Annotated in this window: 19 protein-coding genes; 5 read left to right on the top strand and 14 right to left on the bottom strand. The window is 61.1% G+C overall.

The features are described from left to right. Nucleotides 1-38: 38 nt before the first annotated feature. The 5 genes from AB7951_RS25510 to AB7951_RS25490 form a co-directional block, all read right to left on the bottom strand. Nucleotides 39-527 (bottom strand): F0F1 ATP synthase subunit B family protein, encoded by a 489-nt coding sequence (locus AB7951_RS25510; protein ID WP_068732624.1) that lies wholly within the window; start codon nt 525-527, stop codon nt 39-41. Between the two features lie 4 nt (nt 528-531). Further along, entirely contained in the window at nt 532-1101 is a 570-nt protein-coding gene (locus AB7951_RS25505) for a F0F1 ATP synthase subunit B family protein (RefSeq protein WP_120289077.1), read from the bottom strand. 62 nt (nt 1102-1163) lie between these two features. After that, nucleotides 1164-1391, bottom strand: a complete 228-nt coding sequence (locus tag AB7951_RS25500) for a F0F1 ATP synthase subunit C (protein WP_068732626.1) — start codon at nt 1389-1391, stop codon at nt 1164-1166. 72 nt (nt 1392-1463) lie between these two features. Further along, nucleotides 1464-2213 carry a F0F1 ATP synthase subunit A gene (locus AB7951_RS25495; protein WP_089266839.1) on the bottom strand — a complete coding sequence of 250 codons (750 nt, stop codon included), beginning with the start codon at nt 2211-2213 and terminating at the stop codon, nt 1464-1466. 104 nt (nt 2214-2317) lie between these two features. Continuing rightward, nucleotides 2318-2695, bottom strand: coding sequence for an AtpZ/AtpI family protein (locus tag AB7951_RS25490; RefSeq protein ID WP_068732630.1), 378 nt, complete (start codon nt 2693-2695; stop codon nt 2318-2320). Between the two features lie 274 nt (nt 2696-2969). Between AB7951_RS25490 and AB7951_RS25485 the strand changes: the two genes are divergently transcribed. The 3 genes from AB7951_RS25485 to AB7951_RS25475 all read left to right on the top strand — a co-directional run bounded on the left by AB7951_RS25485 (nt 2970) and on the right by AB7951_RS25475 (nt 4552). Further along, nucleotides 2970-3593 (top strand): 2-hydroxychromene-2-carboxylate isomerase, encoded by a 624-nt coding sequence (locus tag AB7951_RS25485; RefSeq protein ID WP_120288171.1) that lies wholly within the window; start codon nt 2970-2972, stop codon nt 3591-3593. 98 nt (nt 3594-3691) lie between these two features. Further along, entirely contained in the window at nt 3692-4186 is a 495-nt protein-coding gene (locus AB7951_RS25480; protein ID WP_120289078.1) for a hypothetical protein, read from the top strand. 144 nt (nt 4187-4330) lie between these two features. Then, a complete protein-coding gene (locus AB7951_RS25475) occupies nt 4331-4552 on the top strand; it encodes a DUF6894 family protein (protein ID WP_089266842.1) in 222 nt (73 codons plus the stop codon). Nucleotides 4553-4567: 15 nt separating this feature from the next. On the opposite strand, the gene AB7951_RS25470 is transcribed toward AB7951_RS25475, so the two are convergent. Further along, on the bottom strand, nt 4568-4729 hold the full coding sequence (locus AB7951_RS25470) for a hypothetical protein (RefSeq protein WP_199712016.1): 162 nt from the start codon (nt 4727-4729) through the stop codon (nt 4568-4570). A 91-nt stretch (nt 4730-4820) separates the two neighbouring features. Here AB7951_RS25470 and AB7951_RS25465 point away from each other — a divergent pair, with 91 nt between their 5' ends. Next, nucleotides 4821-5291, top strand: coding sequence for a secondary thiamine-phosphate synthase enzyme YjbQ (locus AB7951_RS25465; RefSeq protein WP_120288173.1), 471 nt, complete (start codon nt 4821-4823; stop codon nt 5289-5291). Nucleotides 5292-5393: 102 nt separating this feature from the next. Here AB7951_RS25465 and AB7951_RS25460 read toward each other — a convergent pair whose 3' ends face one another. Continuing rightward, nucleotides 5394-7046, bottom strand: coding sequence for an MFS transporter (locus tag AB7951_RS25460; protein ID WP_374725619.1), 1653 nt, complete (start codon nt 7044-7046; stop codon nt 5394-5396). A gap of 412 nt (nt 7047-7458) precedes the next feature. Between AB7951_RS25460 and AB7951_RS25455 the strand changes: the two genes are divergently transcribed. Then, nucleotides 7459-8136, top strand: a complete 678-nt coding sequence (locus AB7951_RS25455; RefSeq protein WP_068732722.1) for a response regulator — start codon at nt 7459-7461, stop codon at nt 8134-8136. 5 nt (nt 8137-8141) lie between these two features. Here the strand turns inward: AB7951_RS25455 and AB7951_RS25450 are convergent, their stop codons facing one another. The 7 genes from AB7951_RS25450 to AB7951_RS25420 all read right to left on the bottom strand — a co-directional run bounded on the left by AB7951_RS25450 (nt 8142) and on the right by AB7951_RS25420 (nt 19041). Continuing rightward, complete coding sequence (locus AB7951_RS25450; protein WP_120288174.1) at nt 8142-11660, bottom strand: PAS domain-containing hybrid sensor histidine kinase/response regulator; 3519 nt, start codon at nt 11658-11660, stop codon at nt 8142-8144. Between the two features lie 113 nt (nt 11661-11773). Then, entirely contained in the window at nt 11774-12103 is a 330-nt protein-coding gene (locus tag AB7951_RS25445) for a GlpM family protein (RefSeq protein WP_068732644.1), read from the bottom strand. A 156-nt stretch (nt 12104-12259) separates the two neighbouring features. After that, nucleotides 12260-13489, bottom strand: coding sequence for a 5-aminolevulinate synthase (gene hemA, locus AB7951_RS25440; protein ID WP_120288175.1), 1230 nt, complete (start codon nt 13487-13489; stop codon nt 12260-12262). A gap of 162 nt (nt 13490-13651) precedes the next feature. Continuing rightward, nucleotides 13652-14716 (bottom strand): MBL fold metallo-hydrolase, encoded by a 1065-nt coding sequence (locus AB7951_RS25435; protein WP_120288176.1) that lies wholly within the window; start codon nt 14714-14716, stop codon nt 13652-13654. An 87-nt stretch (nt 14717-14803) separates the two neighbouring features. Beyond that, nucleotides 14804-15856 (bottom strand): biotin synthase BioB, encoded by a 1053-nt coding sequence (gene bioB, locus AB7951_RS25430; protein WP_441256082.1) that lies wholly within the window; start codon nt 15854-15856, stop codon nt 14804-14806. Between the two features lie 119 nt (nt 15857-15975). Beyond that, nucleotides 15976-18120 (bottom strand): methyl-accepting chemotaxis protein, encoded by a 2145-nt coding sequence (locus AB7951_RS25425; RefSeq protein WP_120288177.1) that lies wholly within the window; start codon nt 18118-18120, stop codon nt 15976-15978. A gap of 189 nt (nt 18121-18309) precedes the next feature. Further along, on the bottom strand, nt 18310-19041 hold the full coding sequence (locus AB7951_RS25420) for an outer membrane protein (RefSeq protein ID WP_120288178.1): 732 nt from the start codon (nt 19039-19041) through the stop codon (nt 18310-18312). Between the last annotated feature and the right edge of the window lie 323 nt (nt 19042-19364).

Genomic DNA, 19364 nt, shown 5'->3' with positions numbered 1-19364 from the left:
TCATTTCGCGCCGGCTTTTTTAGTTTGAAGTCTTTCGCTTAGTTCAGCTTGGAGCGAACTTCGCCGATACCCTTGGCGATCAGGTCGTCGGCCACCGAGCCCTTTACCGACTGCGACAGTACCGAGGCTGCTGCATTCACTGCGGCTTCGGCTGCGGCTGCGCGAACGTCTGCGATAGCCTGGGCTTCCGCCATTGCGATCTTGCCTTCGGCGCTCTTGGTGCGGCGAGCGACAAAATCTTCCATCTTGGTCTTGGCTTCGGCGGCAATGCGCTCGGCCTCTTCCTTGGCGGACGTGATGATGTCCTGCGCTTCGCGCTCGGCCGCGGCATGACGCTTCTTGTAGTCTGCGAGCAGCGCGGCGGCTTCATCACGCAGGCGACGGGCGTCGTCGAGTTCCTGCTTGATGCGGACGCTGCGGTGGTCGAGCGCTGTCAGGATGGTGCGGTGAATACCGAACCATCCGAAAACCGCCATCAGAAGGACAAAAGCGACGGCGACCCAGAATTCAGCTTGAAGTCCGAACATCCGTTTATCCTTTCAGCGACGCGTCGAGCGCGGCGTTGACGGCGCCTGCATCCGGGCTGATGCCCGTCAGGCGTTCGACGATCGCCGAGGCCGTGTCCGCAGCGATGCTGCGTACATTGCCCATCGCCGTTGCGCGGGTGGTGGCGATGGTCTGCTCCGCTGCAGCAAGCTTGCTGGCAAGGCTCTCTTCGAGCTTCGCCTTGGCCTGCTCCTGTTCTGCATTGAGCTTCTCACGAACCTCGGTCGCCATCGCCTGCGCCTTGGCGCGGGCATTGGCGAGTTCGGTTTCGTAAGCCTTCAATGCAGCGTCGGAATCGCCCTTGAGCTTGGCGGCTTCGTTCAGGTCCGTATCGAGAACCTGCTGACGGGCCGCAAGCACGCCGCCGACGCGGGGCAGCGCCAGACGCGACACGATCAGATAGAGCAAGCCGAACGCGATCGCGAACGACACCAGCTGTGAAGCGAAGGTGTTGCTCTCGAACGGCGGAAACGACGCCTTGTGACCACCGTCTGCCGCAGTGTGTGCGGCAGTCCCGTGATCGGCGCCCTTGGATTTGCCCTGACCTTCAGCCACAGCAGTCTCCTTATCGATCGGAAGCGCTCCAGGACGGAGCGGCAACCGGATCCGTTTTCAGCTTAGACGGCGAACAGCAGCAGCAGCGCGATCAGCAGCGAGAAGATGCCGAGCGCTTCAGTCACGGCGAAGCCGAAGATCAGGTTAGCGAACTGGCCCTGGGAAGCCGACGGGTTGCGGAGCGCACCGTTGAGGAACTGGCTGAAGATCATGCCGACGCCGATGCCAGCGCCACCCATGCCGAGACAAGCAATGCCGGCGCCGATGTACTTCGCTGCGATGGGATCCATAGTAAAACTCCTTCTTGGGATAGGGATTGAGACAGTTGAGGGGTGGAATTCCGCCAGAACACTAAAACGCGGTTAGTGGCCCGGATGAAGTGCGTCGTTGAGATAGATGCAGGTCAGGATCGTGAACACATAGGCCTGCAGGAAGGCGACCAGCAGTTCCAGCGCGGTCAGCGCCGTGGTCATGGCCAGCGGCAGCACCGAACCGAAAATGCCGAGTGCGCCGAGTGCGCTGAGCGAGGTCACGAAGCCGGCAAAAACCTTCAGTGTGATGTGGCCGGCCAGCATGTTGGCGAACAGACGGACCGAATGCGACACCGGGCGGGACAGGAACGAGATCACCTCGATCACCGTAACCAGCGGCAGGATGTAAATCGGAATACCGTGCGGCACGAACAGCTTGAAGAAGCCGAGACCGTTTTTGTAGAGGCCGTAGAGCAGCACGGTCAGGAACACCATCAATGCCAGCGCGACGGCGACGATCAGATGGCTGGTGACGGTGAAGGTATAGGGGATGATGCCGATCAGATTCGCCGTCAGGATGAACATGAACAGCGAGAACACGAACGGGAAGAACTTCATCCCTTCTTCGCCGATGCTACTGCGCACCGTATTCGAGACGAATTCGAAGGACAGCTCAGCGACCGACTGGAAACGGCTCGGGATCAGCGCACGTCCGGCGCTGCCGCCGATCATCAGCAGCGACACGACGGCGACAGCGCCGAACATATAGGCCGATGAGTTGGTGAAGGCGATTTCCTGATTGCCGATATGGCCCAGGGTGAAGATCTTGTGGATCTCAAATTGATGGATCGGATCGGCCATCCACGTCGGTCTTTCAATTCGGCCGGAACGTCCGGCGTTTCCTTGCCGGACAGCCGGCACTCAAATGCTGCGCCAACGACGCGGAGGTCTTGGGCGCGAATTTCTTATTCCGCTTTTTTTCCGACCCCAGCCGAGCGCATCACGTTCATCACGCCGGCGACGAAGCCGAGCAGCATGAGAACGATCAGCCCCCACGGCGATGTCGACAGCAAACGATCGAAGCCCCAGCCCAGAATCGTTCCGACGACGACGCCCGCGACCAGTTCCGAAGAAAGACGGAGACCCACCGCCATGGCCGATGCCCTGGACTGCGCGTTTCCGCTTCCAGTTTCGGATTGGTCAGTCTGGAGTTTGCGCTCATCCTGAAGTTTGGACAGACGCTGATTCAGACTTCCGAGCCTTGCGGAAAGCGCAGCCTCATCGGGAGACGATTTGCCATCGTTTCCGCGTTCACTGTCATCGTCCCGTGTGCCGTTCGTCATGCTTGCGACACTCGAAATAACGCTGCAAATGCTGGAAATAACGCCCCGTCACCCTTCAAAGCCGGGCGGACCATACTTAGCGCATCTTGCCAAGTCAAGATTCGCTGATCGCCTGTTAGTGCTTTGATTCATTTGATTTTATTGACGAAATTCGAATCCCGCTGCGCGGGATCGCCGCAGCGCAAGAATGACTTTCGAGGTGATCTATCTTGCACGGCGCAGGGCGCTCTGTTGGAGTACCGCAGAGTTTGAAAACGCCCCGCCGGAGCCCGGAATGTCTCAAGAGATCGACTACTATTTTTCGCTGCCATCGCCCTGGGCCTATATCGGCCACACGCTCTTTCGCGATCTCGTAAGTACTTATGATCTCAAGGTGAATCATAAACCGGTATTTCTCGGTGATCTGTTTTCGGAAACCGGCGGCCTTCCGCTCGGCAAGCGTCATCCGGTGCGGCAGCGCTACCGGATGCTTGAATTGCAGCGCTGGCGCGACAAACGCGGTCTCGATTTTCATCTGCAGCCGAAGAACTGGCCATTCGATGGCCGACTCGCTGATGGTCTGGTGATCGCGGCGCTCGAGGCTGGACACGATCCGGACCCGTTCCTGCGCCGTGCATTTCCCGCGGTCTGGGAAGGTCAGCTCAATCTCGGCGACACGGCCGTGCTGACCAGGCTGGCGGATGATTCGGGGCTGCCGGGCGCGAAACTGCTAGAGCGCGCAGCGTCCAGCGATGTGGCTGCGATATACGAACAGAACCGTCAGGAGGCGATTGCGGCTGACGTGTTCGGCTCGCCGGCCTATGTGCTCAACGGTGAAGTATTTTGGGGGCAGGACCGGCTCGAATTGCTGGCTGATGCGTTGAAGGCGAAGCGGGCGCCTTTCAAATCTCAAATCTGAGCACATCTGAGAGTAAAGGCGGCTATCGCCCCGAACTCGCAACGCGGAGCATCTCCATGAAGAATGCTGTGGTGCGTTTTGCCTCCCCCGGACAGCCCATGCGGTACGCCGCGCCGGTTGGCGCGGTTCTGATGGCTGGGATCGTCAGTGCGTCTGCGCAGGCCCTCCCGGACATCGAGAATGGCCGTTATTCGCTGTCGCCGATCGCTGAAGGCGTCATCCGCCTGGATACCCGCACCGGCACGGTTTCGACCTGCACGGATAAGGGATCCGGCTGGGCCTGCTATGTTTTGCCGGATGAACATGCCGCGCTCGATACCGAGATCGGGCGGTTGCAGAGGGACAACGACAAGCTGAAGGCGGAGCTTGCGGAGCGCGGTCCAGCCGTCGCCGGCAAGACCGATGAAGCGCTCCCGAAACAGGATTCGCTGAAGCCCGGGAAGTCAGGGAGTGCGGATGGCGAGAGGAAGATCGAGATTCCGCTACCGAGCGAACGCGACGTCGATCGGGTGATGGCCTTTGTCGAAAATGCGTGGCGACGCCTTGTCGACATGGCTAGCCGCATCCAGCGCGATTCCAGCGGGAAAATCTGAGCGCTGCGAGTTTCGCGCCGGATGGCAGTGCTCACATAGTTGACCGGTATGATGCGCAGCGCCTTTGCGGCGGTATTGAGAGAATAATTCGGTACTAGCAGAGAGGAGCCAAATCGTACGTTTTCGACTTAAGGGAGCACTTTGATGCCGAGATTTTATTTTGATCTCGTCGATGGGACGACCGTGCCCGACGCTTCCGGGCAGATTTTGCGCAATGAATTGCTGGCCGCTGAGGTCGCCGACAAGCTCGCGGGCGATATTTATAAGATCAGGCCCGAGCTCCGCGGCAAGCACTTCGCCATTTCCGTCCGCAACGAGGAGGGCGAGGAAATTCACCGTGCAGACGTGGTTAGCTCCGACGATTAACGCAGTGCGCAGCTCTTATTTGCGGTCGAGCCCGATATCGTCGCCGTCGCCATGGATGGTGTCGCGGTCGGCTTGATCGGTGTTGTCTGCGTCCTTGATGACAGCTTTCTCCTGCGCGCGCTGTTCGTCCTTGCGTGGCCCCGGCCCCGGAATGTCCCTTGATGTCTTAGGCTTCATGGCGTTTTCCCTCGTCCATCCTGATTGAAGGGGGAACGCCATATGCGCGTTTTGGTTCATCAGAATATCCACCAGTCGAAAGGTTAGCGTCGTGACATCTGCCAGATCCATCACGCACAGCGCGCCGTCTGCAGTTCGCGTCGAAACTGTCGTGTCGTCGCTGCTGACTGTGCAGACATCCGGTGCGGGTTTCGTCGATCTGACCCGCGAGGTCGGCAAATTCCTGAGCGAGACCGGCGCCCGAGAAGGTGCGTTGACGCTGTTCATCCGCCATACCTCAGCGTCGCTCACCATCCAGGAAAATGCCGATCCTTCCGTGCTGGTCGATCTCATGACAACGCTCGATCGTCTTGCGCCTCAGGATTTTAACTGGACGCACGATACGGAGGGTCCCGACGACATGCCGGCGCATGTTCGTACCATGCTGACCGCGACCTCGCTGCACATCCCCGTTCTGTCAGACAAGCTCGCGCTTGGAACCTGGCAGGGAATCTATCTGATCGAACACCGCGCCCGCCCGCATCGCCGCGAGGTGGTGCTGCAGTTCGTCGGCGCGACCTGACGCTCGCAGATCTGCTGAAACAGAAAAAAGGCCGCGGATTGCTCCGCGGCCGGTTTGTTGTCGTCGTGTCTGCCGGCAGCCTGGGCTGCCGGCTTGGCGAGATTAGTTCGCGCTGATATCGACGTCCTTGGTCTCCGGCAGGAAGAAGAAGCCGACGACCACGGTGATTGCCGCGAAGATGATCGGGTACCACAAGCCGGCATAGATATCGCCGGTCGAGGCCACGATGGCGAAGGCGGTCGCCGGGAGAAGTCCGCCGAACCAGCCGTTGCCGATGTGGTAGGGCAACGACATCGAGGTGTAGCGGATCTTGGTCGGGAACAGTTCGACCAGCATTGCCGCGATCGGCCCGTAGACCATGGTCACGAACAGCACCAGGACGAACAGCAGTCCGATCACCGCCGCGACCTGCGGACGGAAGATATCGAACGGATGCGCCATCTTCACGATCTGCGCGTCGCCCGCCTTTGGATAGCCCGCTGCCTGAACCGCAGCGAGAACCTGCGGGTTCGACGCCGCCGCTGCGGTGTAGGGCACGTCCTTGCCGTTGACGACGACCTTCACGCCCGAGCCCGCTGCACCGTAGGCGGTCGAGTACTTGACCGACGACTGGGCCAGATAGGCGCGGGCCGTATCGCAAGGCGTGGAGAACACGCGGGTGCCGACCGGGTTGAACAGATCGCCACACAGCGCGGGATCTGAAACGACTTCCACCTTCACGGTCTCGATCGCCTTTTCCAGAGTCGGGTTGGCGTTGGTGGTGATCATCCGGAAGATCGGGAAGAAGGTCAGCGCTGCGATCAGGCAGCCTGCCAGAATGATCGGCTTGCGGCCGATCTTGTCGGACAGGGCGCCCCAGAACACGAAGAAGCCGGTGCCGAGCAGCAGCGACCACGCGATCAGGAGATTCGCGGTGTAACCGTCGACCTTGAGGATCGATTGCATGAAGAACAGCGCGTAGAACTGGCCGGTGTACCAGACCACGCCCTGGCCCATCACGCCGCCGAACAGTGCGATCAGCACGATCTTGGCGTTGCTCCAGTTGCCGAAGGCTTCGGTGAGCGGAGCCTTGGAGCCCTTGCCCTCGTCCTTCATCTTCTGGAACACGGGCGATTCATTCAGGCGCAGACGGATCCAGACCGAGATGCCGAGCAGAACCACTGAGACCAGGAACGGAATTCTCCAGCCCCAGGCGGCGAATTCAGGCTCACCCAGCGCCGACCGCGTGAACAGGATCACGAGCAGCGACAGGAACAGGCCGAGCGTGGCCGTGGTCTGAATGAACGACGTGTAGTAGCCACGCTTGCCGGCCGGAGAGTGTTCCGCCACATAAGTTGCCGCGCCGCCATATTCGCCGCCGAGCGCAAGGCCCTGCAGCAGACGCAGGCCGATCAGGATGATCGGAGCCGCGATGCCGATGGTCGCTGCGTTAGGCAGGATGCCGACGATGAAGGTCGACAGGCCCATGATGAGGATGGTGACGAGGAACGTATACTTGCGGCCGACGATGTCGCCGACGCGTCCGAACACGATGGCGCCAAACGGACGAACGATGAAGCCCGCGGCGAAGGCCAGCAGCGCGAAGATGTCGCGCGTGGCCTGATTGAACATCGGCAGCTTGGTGGCGGGATCGATCACGCCGAAGAACTGCGCGCCGATGATGCCGGCCAGCGAGCCGAACAGGTAGAAGTCATACCATTCGAAAACAGTGCCGAGCGATGACGCGAAGATGACGAAGCGTTCGTCCTTCGTCATCCCTTGGGCTTTCGCCGATGTTGCTGCGATGGTGGACATGTTTGAATCGCTCCCCAAATCCGTTGCAAAATTTATTGTGGCTTCTCGCTCGCTGCGCCGAACTCCTGTCGGCTCATTGCAGAGAACTTCGATGCAAAAGGTAGCATTGCGGGGAAATGCGACCCAATACGACTTTAGGCCGTGCGCAAGGGGCTGTGCGCAGACGTCGCAGTGGCGGAAAACGTTTTTCCGGACGTGCGCGTGCATATGAAATATTGCATCGCACAATGACTCGCGTTCACCAATTTACCGCGTGGCAGCATTGGACGCTTGCAAGACGTTGTCGCGCGGGGGACACTTGTGGCGAAATGCGCTTTTGCGCGTCGTCTCAACGCGGTCGCTGGTTCGCCGCAAGATTTTTGCATGGATTTTGATGACCGTTATCGCTCCCTCGCGCCTCATTATTGCCGACGATCATCCGTTGTTCCGCGGTGCATTGCGGCAGGCGGTCAGCAGTGTGCTGCCGACGACCACGGTCGATGAAGCTGGTACATTCGAGGATCTGACCAAACTGCTGGAACAGGATTCCGACGTCGATCTGATCCTGCTCGATCTGTCGATGCCGGGGATATCAGGATTCTCGGGACTGATTTACCTCCGAGCACAGTATCCCGCGATTCCGGTGGTTATCGTCTCCGCCAGCGATGACGTCGGTACGATCCGCCAATCGCTGGACTTTGGCGCGTCAGGCTTCATTCCAAAGCGCTTCGGCGTCGATACGCTGCGCGATGCCATCGTGCGCGTGATGGATGGCGACGTCTGGGTTCCACCGGACGTCGATATGTCCGCAGCGGCCGATCCAGAGATGAGCAAACTGCGCGATCGGCTGGTGACGCTGACGCCGCAGCAGGTCCGCGTGCTGATGATGCTGTCGCAAGGACTGCTCAACAAGCAGATCGCCTATGAGCTTGGCGTGTCCGAGGCGACCATCAAGGCGCATGTCTCGGCGATCCTGCAGAAGCTCGGTGTCGAGAGCCGCACGCAGGCGGTCATCGCTGCCGCGAAGATCGCTGGCGGCCAGTGGCGACAGGGCGAGCAGACCCCGCAATAGCTTGGCTACTCCGCCGCGATCATCTGCTGCGTGCGCCATTGCCCGAGCAGCGCGCGCAGCGACGCCGGCTTCACCGGCTTGTTCAGCACCGCGATCTTGTCCTGGCGCGCGGCTGACTGCACATGCGGGCTGCGGTCGGCGGTGATCAGGATGGCCGGGATTTCCTTGCCGAAACGGTTGCGGATTTCCCGGATCGCGGCGACGCCGTTGCCGCGGTCGAGATGGTAATCGACCAGCAAGCCCGTGAGGCGTCGGCCCGAGCCCTGGATTTCGGCGATGGCGTTCATCGCGGCTTCCGGATCAGGGACGGCGACGACCTCGGCTCCCCAGGCCTGCAGCAGCGTCTTCATGCCATCGAGAATCGCCATGTCGTTCTCGATACAGACAACGAGCGTGCCCGACATAGGTGACTTCGACAGCGGCGTCGCGCTGGTGACCGCGGTGGTGTGATTGATCGCCTTGGCCACGGGCACCGTCACCGAGAAGAACGAGCCGCCGCTACGATTGGAATCCAGCGCGATGCCGTGATTGAGCACATGCGCGAGGCGCTTGACGATGGACAGGCCGAGCCCGAGGCCACGCGCGATCCGCGCACCCTGTTCGAGCCGGTGAAATTCCTTGAAAATCTCACCACGTTTGAGGATCGGAATGCCGACGCCGGTATCGTAGATGCCAATCTGCAAGGCCTTGCCGCGGCGCCGGCAGCCGACCAGCACGCGGCCATGCGGCGTGTATTTGATCGCGTTCGAGATCAGGTTCTGCAGAAGACGGCGCAGCATCAGGCGATCGGATTCCACGGGCAGTGAGCACGGCACGAATGTGAGCTTGACGCCGCGGGCGTGCGCGATCGGTGCATATTCGATCTCAAGTGAGCGCATCAGGTCGCCGATGCGGAAACTCGAAATCGCGGGGCTCATGGCGCCGGCATCGAGGCGCGAGATGTCGAGCAGCGCTCCGAGGATTTCCTCGATGGCCTCCAGCGAGTCGTCAATATTCTCGACCAGCCGCGCATCCTCGCCGCCGCTCTTTCGTTCGACCAGGCTGGTGACATAGAGCCGTGCGGCATTGAGCGGCTGCAGAATGTCGTGGCTGGCGGCGGCCAGAAAGCGGGTCTTTGAGATATTGGCGTCTTCCGCAGTGCTCTTGGCGAGCACCAGTTCGGAATTCAGTCGCGTCAGCTCCTCAGTGCGGTCGCGGACGCGTTTTTCCAGCGTGGCATTGGCGCGCTCCAGCGCTTCTGCGGCCTCGAAGCTGGGCGTGACGTCGGAGAAGGTGAGCACGAGCCCGCCATCGGGCATCTTGTTGGTGCGTACCTCGATGACGATCTGGCGGTCCTGAAGACGTTCAAGATACGGCTCGCCTTCAGTCGTGTAGGCAGCCAACCGCGCCTGCGTCAGGGTTTCGTTGTCGCCATAAGGCGACGCGCTCTGGATGCCGATGAATTCCAGAATCTCCCGGAGCGGAATGCCGATCTGCACGATCTGCGGTGGGAGGCCGAGCAGTTCGCCGAACTGCCGGTTGGAGACGATGAGCTGCAGGTCGGGGTTAAAGACGGCGATGCCCTGGCGGACGTGATTGAGCGCAGTCTGCAGAATTTCGCGATTGAAATGCAGCGCCGCGTGGGAATCGTCGAGCAGCTTCAAGGCCGCCTTGGCCGACACCGTACGCTTGCGCAGCAGCAGCGACATCACCACGCGGGATGAGGCTGCGCCGATCGATGACGCGATCAGATATTCTGCGTGCTGCAGCAGTTCGAAATCCGCAGGTGCGGCCGGATCGAGATCGACACGGCGACGCGTGGCGAAAGCATCGAAGGATTCGCGCGCGCGGTCCGGGCCGAGATATTGGGTCACGGTGCTGAGAATGTCCTGCACCGTCACCGTGGTCCGCCAGCGCCGGAATGCCGGTGTGATCGGCGCCAGCGTGTTGGGTACGAAGACATCGGCCTGCAGTCGTTCGATCGACGACGGCGCCCGCATCAGCGACAGCACGATATAGGTCAGGATATTGAGCGACAGGCTCCAGAGCGTGCCGTGCAGCAGCGGTGGCAATTCAGTGCCAAGCAGATCCTGCGGCCGCAGCGCCTCGATGCCGAAGGGGCCGTGCTGCAGGAACAGGACGCCTGCGGTGCTGCCTTCAAGGAAGCTCGGGATGAACAGCGTATAGGCCCAGACGATGAAGCCGACCACCATGCCGCCCATGGCGCCGCGGGCGGTCGCGCGCCGCCAGATCAGCCCGCCAAAGAAAGCTGGAGCGAGTTGCGCGATGGCGGCAAATGACAGCAGGCCGATGGCAGCGAGTTGCGTATTGCCGAGCGCGCGGAAATAAAAATAAGCCATCACCATGATGGCGAAGATCGAGAAACGCCGCGCCTTGAGCAGGAAGTTGCCGAAGTCGGTCTGCTCATTCTGCGTCTGCGGCCCGCGCCGCAAGACCAGGGGCAACACGATATCGTTGGACACCATAATCGCCAGCGCAACGCATTCGACGATCACCATGGCGGTGGCTGCCGACAAGCCGCCGATGAACACAGCCATGCTGAGCGCGCTGGAGCCGGCCTCGATCGGCAGCGCCAGTACATACATGTCGCTGTCGACGGCGCCGAACGGAAAGGTCACGAGGCCGGCGAGGGCGATCGGAATGACAAACAGGTTGATGGCGATCAGATAGGTGGGAAACAGCCAGCGTGCGCGGCTCACTTCGGAGTCGCTGGAATTCTCGACGACGCTGACGTGGAACTGCCGGGGCAGCAACATGATGGCGCAGAACGACAGCAGCACCATCGTGAGGAAATTGCCGAACGACGGCACATAGTTGATGGCGCGCATCGCCTCCGGTGTCTTCATCGCGCGCTCGACCAGCTCCGAGGGGCCGAACATCCAGAATGTCACGAAGGCGCCGGCGATGATGAACACCACCAGCTTGACGATGGATTCGGTAGCCACGGCGAGCATCAGGCCGTGCTGATGTTCGGTCGCATTAGTCTGCCTTGTGCCGAACAGCACGGCGAACATCGCCATTGCGAGAGTCACGACCAGTGCCATGTCGCCGACGATGGGAACGCCGGCAATGGCCTTATCCTCGCCGAGGATCGTTTCCAGCGACGACGCGACGGCCTTCAGCTGCAGCGCAATGTACGGAACCGAGCCGATGATGGCGATCACGGCGACGGTGGCGGCGACGGCCTGGCTCTTGCCGTAACGTGCGGCGATGAAGTCGGCGATCGAGGTGATGTTCTGGGTCTTGGCGAGATGGATCACACGCCGCAGCACGGGCGAGAAGAAGGCAAAGAACAGGATCGGGCCGACATAGATCGCGAGGAAATCCACGCTGGTCCGGCTCGCCACGCCGACCGAGCCGAAGAACGTCCATGACGTGCAATAGATCGCCAGCGACAGCGGATAGATGACGGCCTTGGCGCGGCCGCTCTGGAACAGCGCGATCCGGTCGCCATAGCTGGCGACGCAAAACAGAAATCCGATGTAGCAGAGGGCGGCAACAATCACGCCCCAGTCGTGCAGCATCGTGCGTGCTCCCTTTGGCGGGCTGAAGCCCGTCCGTCAGGCGAAAATCTAGCCGGTTGCGCCGGTGCAGGCGACAGGGATTTGGCCGGACGCCGGGGAATGCCGGATCGTCGTTAAATCCAGCGCGGGCCGAAAAAGGCGATCAGGATAATGAATAGCCAGGCGGTCACGCCGGCCAGCAGAGCGAGGCGGTAATCGAACGTGCCGACCGTGAGATAGCAGATGCCGAGAAAAGCGAGATAGGCCGGAATGGTCTTCGCGCCGGCCATGCAGGCTTCCCGGAAGCCCGCGCTGTCGCCTTTTGCGCCGACGATGAGGAGCGCAATGATCGCAAAGGTCGGAAACAACGGCAGAATGCCGGGCAGCGTGTTGCCCCGTTTGGACAACCAGGCGATCAGGGCGGTGAGCAGTCCGCCGAGAATACCTTTCCAGATGATGTCCACTTAAGAAGTCCTTGGGCTGGCAACCAGGAAGGTGCGCTCAATCAAAACTCGTCATGCCCGGCCTTGTGCCGGGCATCCACGTCTTCGACACCCTAAAGACGTGGATGGCCGGGACAAGCCCGGCCATGACGATGTTTTAGTTGTCGCTGGTGTGAGTTACTCTGCCGCCAGCGCCTTGCTGCGCAGTGGCAGGCCGAGTTCATCCCACACCTGCAGCAGCGATTCCGCGAGGTGATCGATCAGCACGTCGTCGTGATAGGGCGACGGCGTGATGCGGAGGCGCTCGGCACCCTTGGCGACGGTCGGGTAGTTGATCGGCTGGATGTAAATGCCGTGATCTTCGAGCAGCAGATCGCAGGCCTTCTTGCAGAGCTCGGCATCGCCGACGAAGACCGGCACGATATGGGTGTCGGTGGACATCACCGGAATGCCGGCCGCGGTGAGGATCGCCTTGACCCGCGCAGCGCGGTCCTGATGGCGTTCGCGTTCCCAGCTCGAGCTCTTCAGGTGTTTGATCGCCGCGGTCGCGGCCGAGCAGATCGCCGGCGGCAATGCGGTGGTGAAGATAAAGCCCGGCGCATAGGAGCGCACGGCGTCTACAATGTCCTTGTTTGCTGCGATATAGCCGCCGAGGCAGCCATAGGCCTTGGCCAGCGTGCCTTCGAGCACGTCGATGCGATGCATCACGCCGTCGCGCTCGGCGATGCCGCCGCCGCGTGGGCCATACATGCCGACCGCATGGACTTCATCCACATAGGTCATCGCGCCATAACGTTCGGCGAGATCGCAGATCGCCGCCAGTGGCGCGACGTCGCCATCCATCGAATACAGACTCTCGCAGGCGATCAGCTTCGGACGCGCGGGATCGGCAGCCTTTAGCTGTTCCTCGAGATGCGCGACGTCGTTATGGCGGAACACCACGCGGTCGCAGCCGGCCTGCCGGATGCCTTCGATCATCGAGTTATGGTTCAGCGCGTCAGACAGGATCAGGCAATTCGGCATCAGCTTGGCGAGCGTCGAAATGCCGGTCTGGTTCGAGACATAGCCAGAGGTGAACAGCAGGGCGGCCTGTTTGCCGTGAAGGTCCGCGAGTTCTTCCTCGAGCTGCACCAGCGGATGATGCGTGCCTGCGATATTGCGGGTGCCGCCGGCGCCGGTGCCGACGCGGGTCGCGGTTTCGACCATGGCGCCGACCACTTTCGGGTGCTGGCCCATGCCGAGGTAATCGTTGGAGCACCAGATCACGACATTGCGCGGACCATTCGGCGTGTGCCAGACCGCATGCGGGAACCGACCGGCAATGCGCTCGAGATCGGCGAAGACACGATAGCGGCGCTCGTCATGCAAACGATTGAGCGCGTCACTGAAGAACTTGCTGTAATCCATCGCAAAAGACCCAAAAACGAAACCCGAACCCAGCGTCAGGTGCGTTTTAGAGCTTTTCCAGCTTGGCTGTCGAGGCGCAATTGGTCAATTTGACCACGTGCCGCGGCTTTTGATGTGCATCAAGAGCCTGAGGTCGTTCACGAATTTTTGCTGCGCTGCAGGTTACGTCGATTTGAACCGCAGCATGCCGTCGGCGCCCATTGTCGAGGTCAGCCGCTTCTGCGCCAGCATGTGATTGACGTGGGCGATCAATTCGCCGGCGGCAAATCCGGTCTGGTGGGCATCCAGCTTGTGCTTGTGAAACACCACCGGCACCAGCTGGGCGGACGTCTTGCCGGCATCCTTGCACGCTGCGGCGATCATCTGGCAGCGCTCTTCATGATGATCGGCGAGCTGCTTGATGCGGATCTTGAGGCCGTGAAAGGGCACGCCGTGACCGGGGAGCACGAGCACGTCGTCGGGCAGTGTATCAGCGAGACGTTTCAGTGAATGCAGATAGGAGCCGAGCGAATTCTCGTCGGGCTCATGGGCCCAGACGCTGACATTCGGCGAGATCTTGCTCAGCACCTGATCGGCCGACAGGAACAGTTTATCGGCCTCGCAATACAGCATCACCTGATCCGGCGAATGGCCGGCGCCGGTGAGCACGCGGAAGGTGCGCGTGCCGATCACGAGATCGTCGCCGTCGGACAACCGGCGATAGGCGGCTGGCAGCGGCACCGTCTTCTTCAGATACTCCTGGCCGCGGCCGAGCAATTGCTCGGTGATATCTGCATCCATGCCGTGGCGATGGAAGAACTGCCGCATATTGACGATGCGCTCTTCGGTGCGGCGGTGCTGGTGATAGACGCCCTGCAGATATTCGACTTGCGACATATAGAAGGGGCAGTTGAACCGCTGCACCATCCAGCCGGCCTGGCCGACATGATCGGGATGCGCGTGGGTGACAATCACCTTGCTGATCGGCTTGCCCTTCAGCGGACCTTCGAACAGTTTCGTCCATGCAGCGATGGTAGCGTCATTGCCGATGCCGGTATCCACCATGGCCCAGCCGTCGCCGTCGGCGAGCAGATAGATGTTCACATGGTTGAGGCGAAACGGCAGGTCGAGCCGGATCCAGAGAACGCCCGGAGCAATTTCGACCACCTGATCGGTCCCGGGATGGTTCTCCCAGGGATAGCGGAGGTCATCGGCTGGCTTTGTGCTGGCGTCTGTTTTCGAATGCATCGGTTCTGTCACAATGTCCTTTTCATCCGGCTTAGCGGGCCAAGGACCCCTGCGCCAGCACAAATTCGGCTGGCGCAGGGCATGGGTTTATGCGCTGGCGCGCATATCGGCCTGTGCTGAAGCGGTAACCGGCAGAGCCGGCGTGCTCTTTCCGCTCACGTCGTCGAGCCGCGAGGTCATGCCGAGCCGGTCCAGCAGGTTAGCGTCGCGGTCGGTCTGGGGGTTTTTCGTGGTCAGCAGCACGTCGCCGATGAAGATCGAATTGGCGCCGGCGACGAAGCACAGTGCCTGCAATTCATCGGTCATATATTGCCGTCCGGCGGAAAGCCGCACCACGCTCTTCGGCATCATGATACGCGCCACGGCAATCATGCGGACCAGCGCGATCGGATCTGGGCGTTCGGCGGTGTCGTTGACCGGCACGCCCTTCACTTCGTTCCACATATTGATCGGCACGCTGTCCGGATGATGCGGCAGGTTGGCCAGCAGCATCAACATGCCCAGACGATCCTCGACCTGCTCGCCCATGCCGATGATACCGCCGCAGCAGACCTTGAGGCCGGCATGGCGCGCCCGCGCCAATGTCTCGATGCGATCTTCCATCGTACGCGTGGTGATGATCTTGCCGTAGAATTCCGGCGAGGTATCGACATTGTGATTGTAGAAGTCGAGGCCGGCGTCCTGCAGGCGTTTGGCCTGATCTTCCGTGAGCATGCCCAGCGTCGCGCAGGTCTCGAGGCCGAGATCCTTCACCGCGCTGACCATGTCGCAGACGCGGTCGAGATCCTTGTCCTTGGGATTGCGCCAGGCCGCGGCCATGCAGAAGCGGCTCGCACCGGCATCCTTTGCGCGCTGCGCCGTGGCAACTACGGCGTCAGGATCCATCAGCTTGGTCGCCTTGACGTCAGTGTTGTAGTGGGCGCTTTGCGAGCAATAACCGCAGTCTTCCGCGCAGCCGCCGGTCTTGATGCTGAGCAGGCTCGCAGTCTCGACGTGATTCGGATCGAAATTGCTGCGGTGGGTGCTCTGCGCCTGAAAGATCAGGTCCGCAAACGGCAAGTCATAGAGTGCCTGGGCTTCATGGCGCTGCCAGTCGTGGCGCAGTTCGGTCGATGTCCATGCAGAGGGTGTTGGGGGCATTCACGCAATCCTTACATTCTGCGCAGCCACCGATCATGGGCTGCCGTGAAAGCAGTCCATGATTTTGAGGGTTGGAGCAATGACGCTGGCCGGGTGCAGCCATGCGCTGGATTGTCGCCTTAGGCCGCGCGGATACTCGACAGGAATTCGTCGATTTCACCACGAAGAACGTCGGCCTCGCGGCGCAGTTCACCCGAGGCGCCGAGCACGTCGTTGGCAGCCGTGCCGGCCTGCGTCGATGCATCGCTGACACCGACGATGTTGCTCGACACTTCGCTGGTGCCGCCGGCGGCATGCTGGATGTTGCGCGCGATCTCGCGTGTTGCCGCACCTTGCTGTTCGACGGCGGTGGCGATGGCGGCACTCACATGATTGATCTCGGCGATGGTCTGCCCGATGTTGCGGATCGCTCCGACGGCGGTGGACGTGACCTGCTGCATCGAGACGATCTGCGTGCGAATCTCGTCGGTGGCCTTTGCGGTCTGATCGGCAAGGCTCTTCACTTCCGATGCCACGACGGCGAAGCCGCGGCCGGCATCGCCCGCGCGTGCCGCCTCGATGGTCGCGTTGAGCGCGAGGAGGTTGGTCTGCGACGCGATGGTCTGGATCAGATCGATCACCACGCTGATGCGATTGGCGTTGTCGGCCAGACCCTGCATCGTCGCATCGGTTTCGCCGGCCTCGTTGACGGCCTTTGCGGCGATTTCGGTGGACGTGACGACCTGTCGGCTGATCTCGTTGATCGATGACGACAGCTGCTCGGTCCCGGCCGACACCGTTTGGACGTTCACCGAGGTTTCCTCTGCGGCCGATGCGACGGCGCTGACCAGCGCGCTGGAGCGATCGGCAGTAGCCGTCATGCTCTGCGCGGTCGATTGCATGGAATCGGCCGAGCTCTGCAGCTTCTCCAAAGCGTTGCGCACCTTGCTCTCGAAGTCGACGATGCGGGCTTCGATGCGCGACGTGCGTTCGCCCTTGGCAATGCGGTCCTGATCCTGCTCCGCGCTCAGCGTGCGGGCGTTGATCATGCTGTCGCGGAACACTTCGAGCGTGCCCGCCATCGCTGCGATTTCATCCTGCTGGCGGCTGCGGGCGATCTCGGTGTCGAGATCTCCGCTGGACAGCCGCTGCATCGCGCGCTGCAATTGCGCGAGGCGGCGCAGAATGCTGCGGCCGACATAGAGCCAGACGAACAATGCCGATCCGATCAGCGTCAGCGCGCCGAGGCCGAGCATCACCTGTGTCGCGAGCGTGATTGTCGTCTGTGCTTGTGTCGTGGCGGCGTCGGTTTCGCTGCGCACCTTGTCGACCAGTTGCTTGACGCTCATACCGAGGCCGACATTCAGCTTGCGCGTCTCGTCGAGGATGAGTTCGCCATATTCGACGGTGTCCATCTCTTTCTGGCGCACCTTGAAGACGCTGTTCTTGCCGTCGCCGATCGCCAGCAGCTGCAGGGCGGCTTCCTTGAGTTCTTTGGTCCCCTTGATGCCGACCAGAGCATCGAGATTGGATTTGACGCGGGTCTGGGCAGCCTTGAAGTTGTCTTCGATCGGAGAGAGCGCTTCGGACGAGCCGGCCGACAGTGCGGCCATCAGATCGGACGAGATCAGGTTGGTGCTGGCGACGACTTCGCCGACCTGCACGATGACTCGCGCGGCTTCGCCGGAATCTTCGGCCGAGAAGACTGTTGCCCTCAGCGTGTCGTTCATCACGTTCTGGGCGTCGGTGGCGGCTGGCTCCGACATCTTGACGAAGTTTGCCGCAGCGGTGCGCAAGGCGTCGTATTGCTTCTGATGCTGGGCGACAGCGTCGAGGCGTTCCTGGGTGGCAGCGCCAAGGCTGCGAATCGTGTCTTCGATATTCTTGACGGTGTCGGCCAGGGCGGTGACCACGGCCTTGTCGGCGCCGAGCTTGGCGATGGTGTCGAGCTTCTCGACTGCAATCTTGTGCGTATCCCGCATGCGCTGCGAGCGTTCCTTCAGAACGTCGGGGCTGCTCGATGCCAGCAGCATCGGGCCCTGGCTGGCAAGGCTCTCGCTGGCGGTGGCCAGTTGAAGGCTGGCGGTCAGTTTCGGAATGTCCCGGCCGTTCAGGTCTGTCATCATGCCGCCGAGCTGACCGAGAATCATGCCGGCACCGGCACTGATCAGGATCGCCATGCCCGCGATAACGGCAAAGGCGGCGAACAGGCTGCCGCGAATGCCCCAACGGGGCCGCGAGAAACGAAACCGTCCGAATTTTCCGATGAACGACGTCAGTGCCATTGATTCCCCCCGCGTCCACCGTCCTGGTGGCGGATCGCGCAGAGAGTATGTCGGTACCGGGTTAATATTCGGGTAAATCGGCAACCCCTGGCTGTCGCGGGGCTTGCGAGGTTACCAAAGGGTAAAACAAAAAGGCCGGCGTTTCCGCCGGCCTTTCCGTAGTCATGAGCCTGAAATCAGGCGCGAAGCTCAGTACTTCGCAACAACCGGGCCACCCCAGTTGAAGCGGTAGTTCAGGCCAGCCTTGACGGTGTGCTCGTCGTTCTTGGACGACAGGCCGACGATGCCAGCAGGCGACGGAGCGGCGAAAGTGGTCTTGCCGAAGTCGTAGTACTGGTACTCAACCTTGCCCGACCAGTTCTGGGTGAACAGGTATTCGAGGCCAGCGCCGACGGTGTAACCGTCATGCTTGGTGCCGCCAGCGAAGGCAACCGGAACGCCACCAGCGGTGGTGACCAGCGATTCGCTGTAGTCGGAGTAAGCGTAGCCGCCCTTCACGTAGAGCAGTGCCGGACCCCAGGTGTAACCGATACGACCGGTAACCGAGCCGAGGCCCTTCTGGTTCAGGTTGTAGGTGACGCCAGCGGGAACGAAAGCGACATTGGTGTTGTTCGAACCAACCCAGCTGTACTGACCTTCGATGCCAACGACCCAGTTCGGAGCGAACTGGTAGTCAGCGCCGATCTGCAGACCGCCGAGGAAACGGCCATCCGAATTGTCGGAGGTGCCGCCGAAGCCGTTCGAACCGTTGAACGCGCCGCCGACGTGACCGCCGATGTAGAAACCGGTCCAGTTGTAGATCGGAGCGGCAACGTAAGCCGGAGCCTTGGTGTAGGGACGAGCAGCGAGGTCAGCGGCCATTGCCGGAACCGAGGCGCCCAGGGCGATCAGGGCAACGGTGCCCATCAGGAAGTTCTTCATTTTCTTCTTCTCCAGAAAACCATTTTAGAGCGAGAGCGCGTTCGCTCCGTCTATGGCGTGGACTTAGACAGCTTTTGCGTAAAATGCTGTCACCCATTCGCCACAGCAATCGACAACCCGACACGATCTGGATTGGCGCAACGGCATGCTTATCGACGCCTTAATAAAAGCTGAAAGATGCCTTAATTTACAGAGGTTTGGCGGACCAGCGTACCTGCTCGCGCTAACCCGCAGCAGTTTGGTTTTGCTCTAGATCGATTTATTGTGATCGGCAAAGCCACAGCGCTTTATCTGCATCGCCTGCAACCTCCGACATCACGTTT

The sequence above is a fragment of the Tardiphaga sp. 285_C5_N1_2 genome (assembly GCF_052076065.1).
Classification (GTDB): Bacteria; Pseudomonadota; Alphaproteobacteria; order Rhizobiales; family Xanthobacteraceae; genus Tardiphaga; species Tardiphaga robiniae.
The sequence above is the reverse complement of the archived record's forward strand: the minus strand, read 5'-3'. Positions and strand labels throughout refer to the sequence as shown.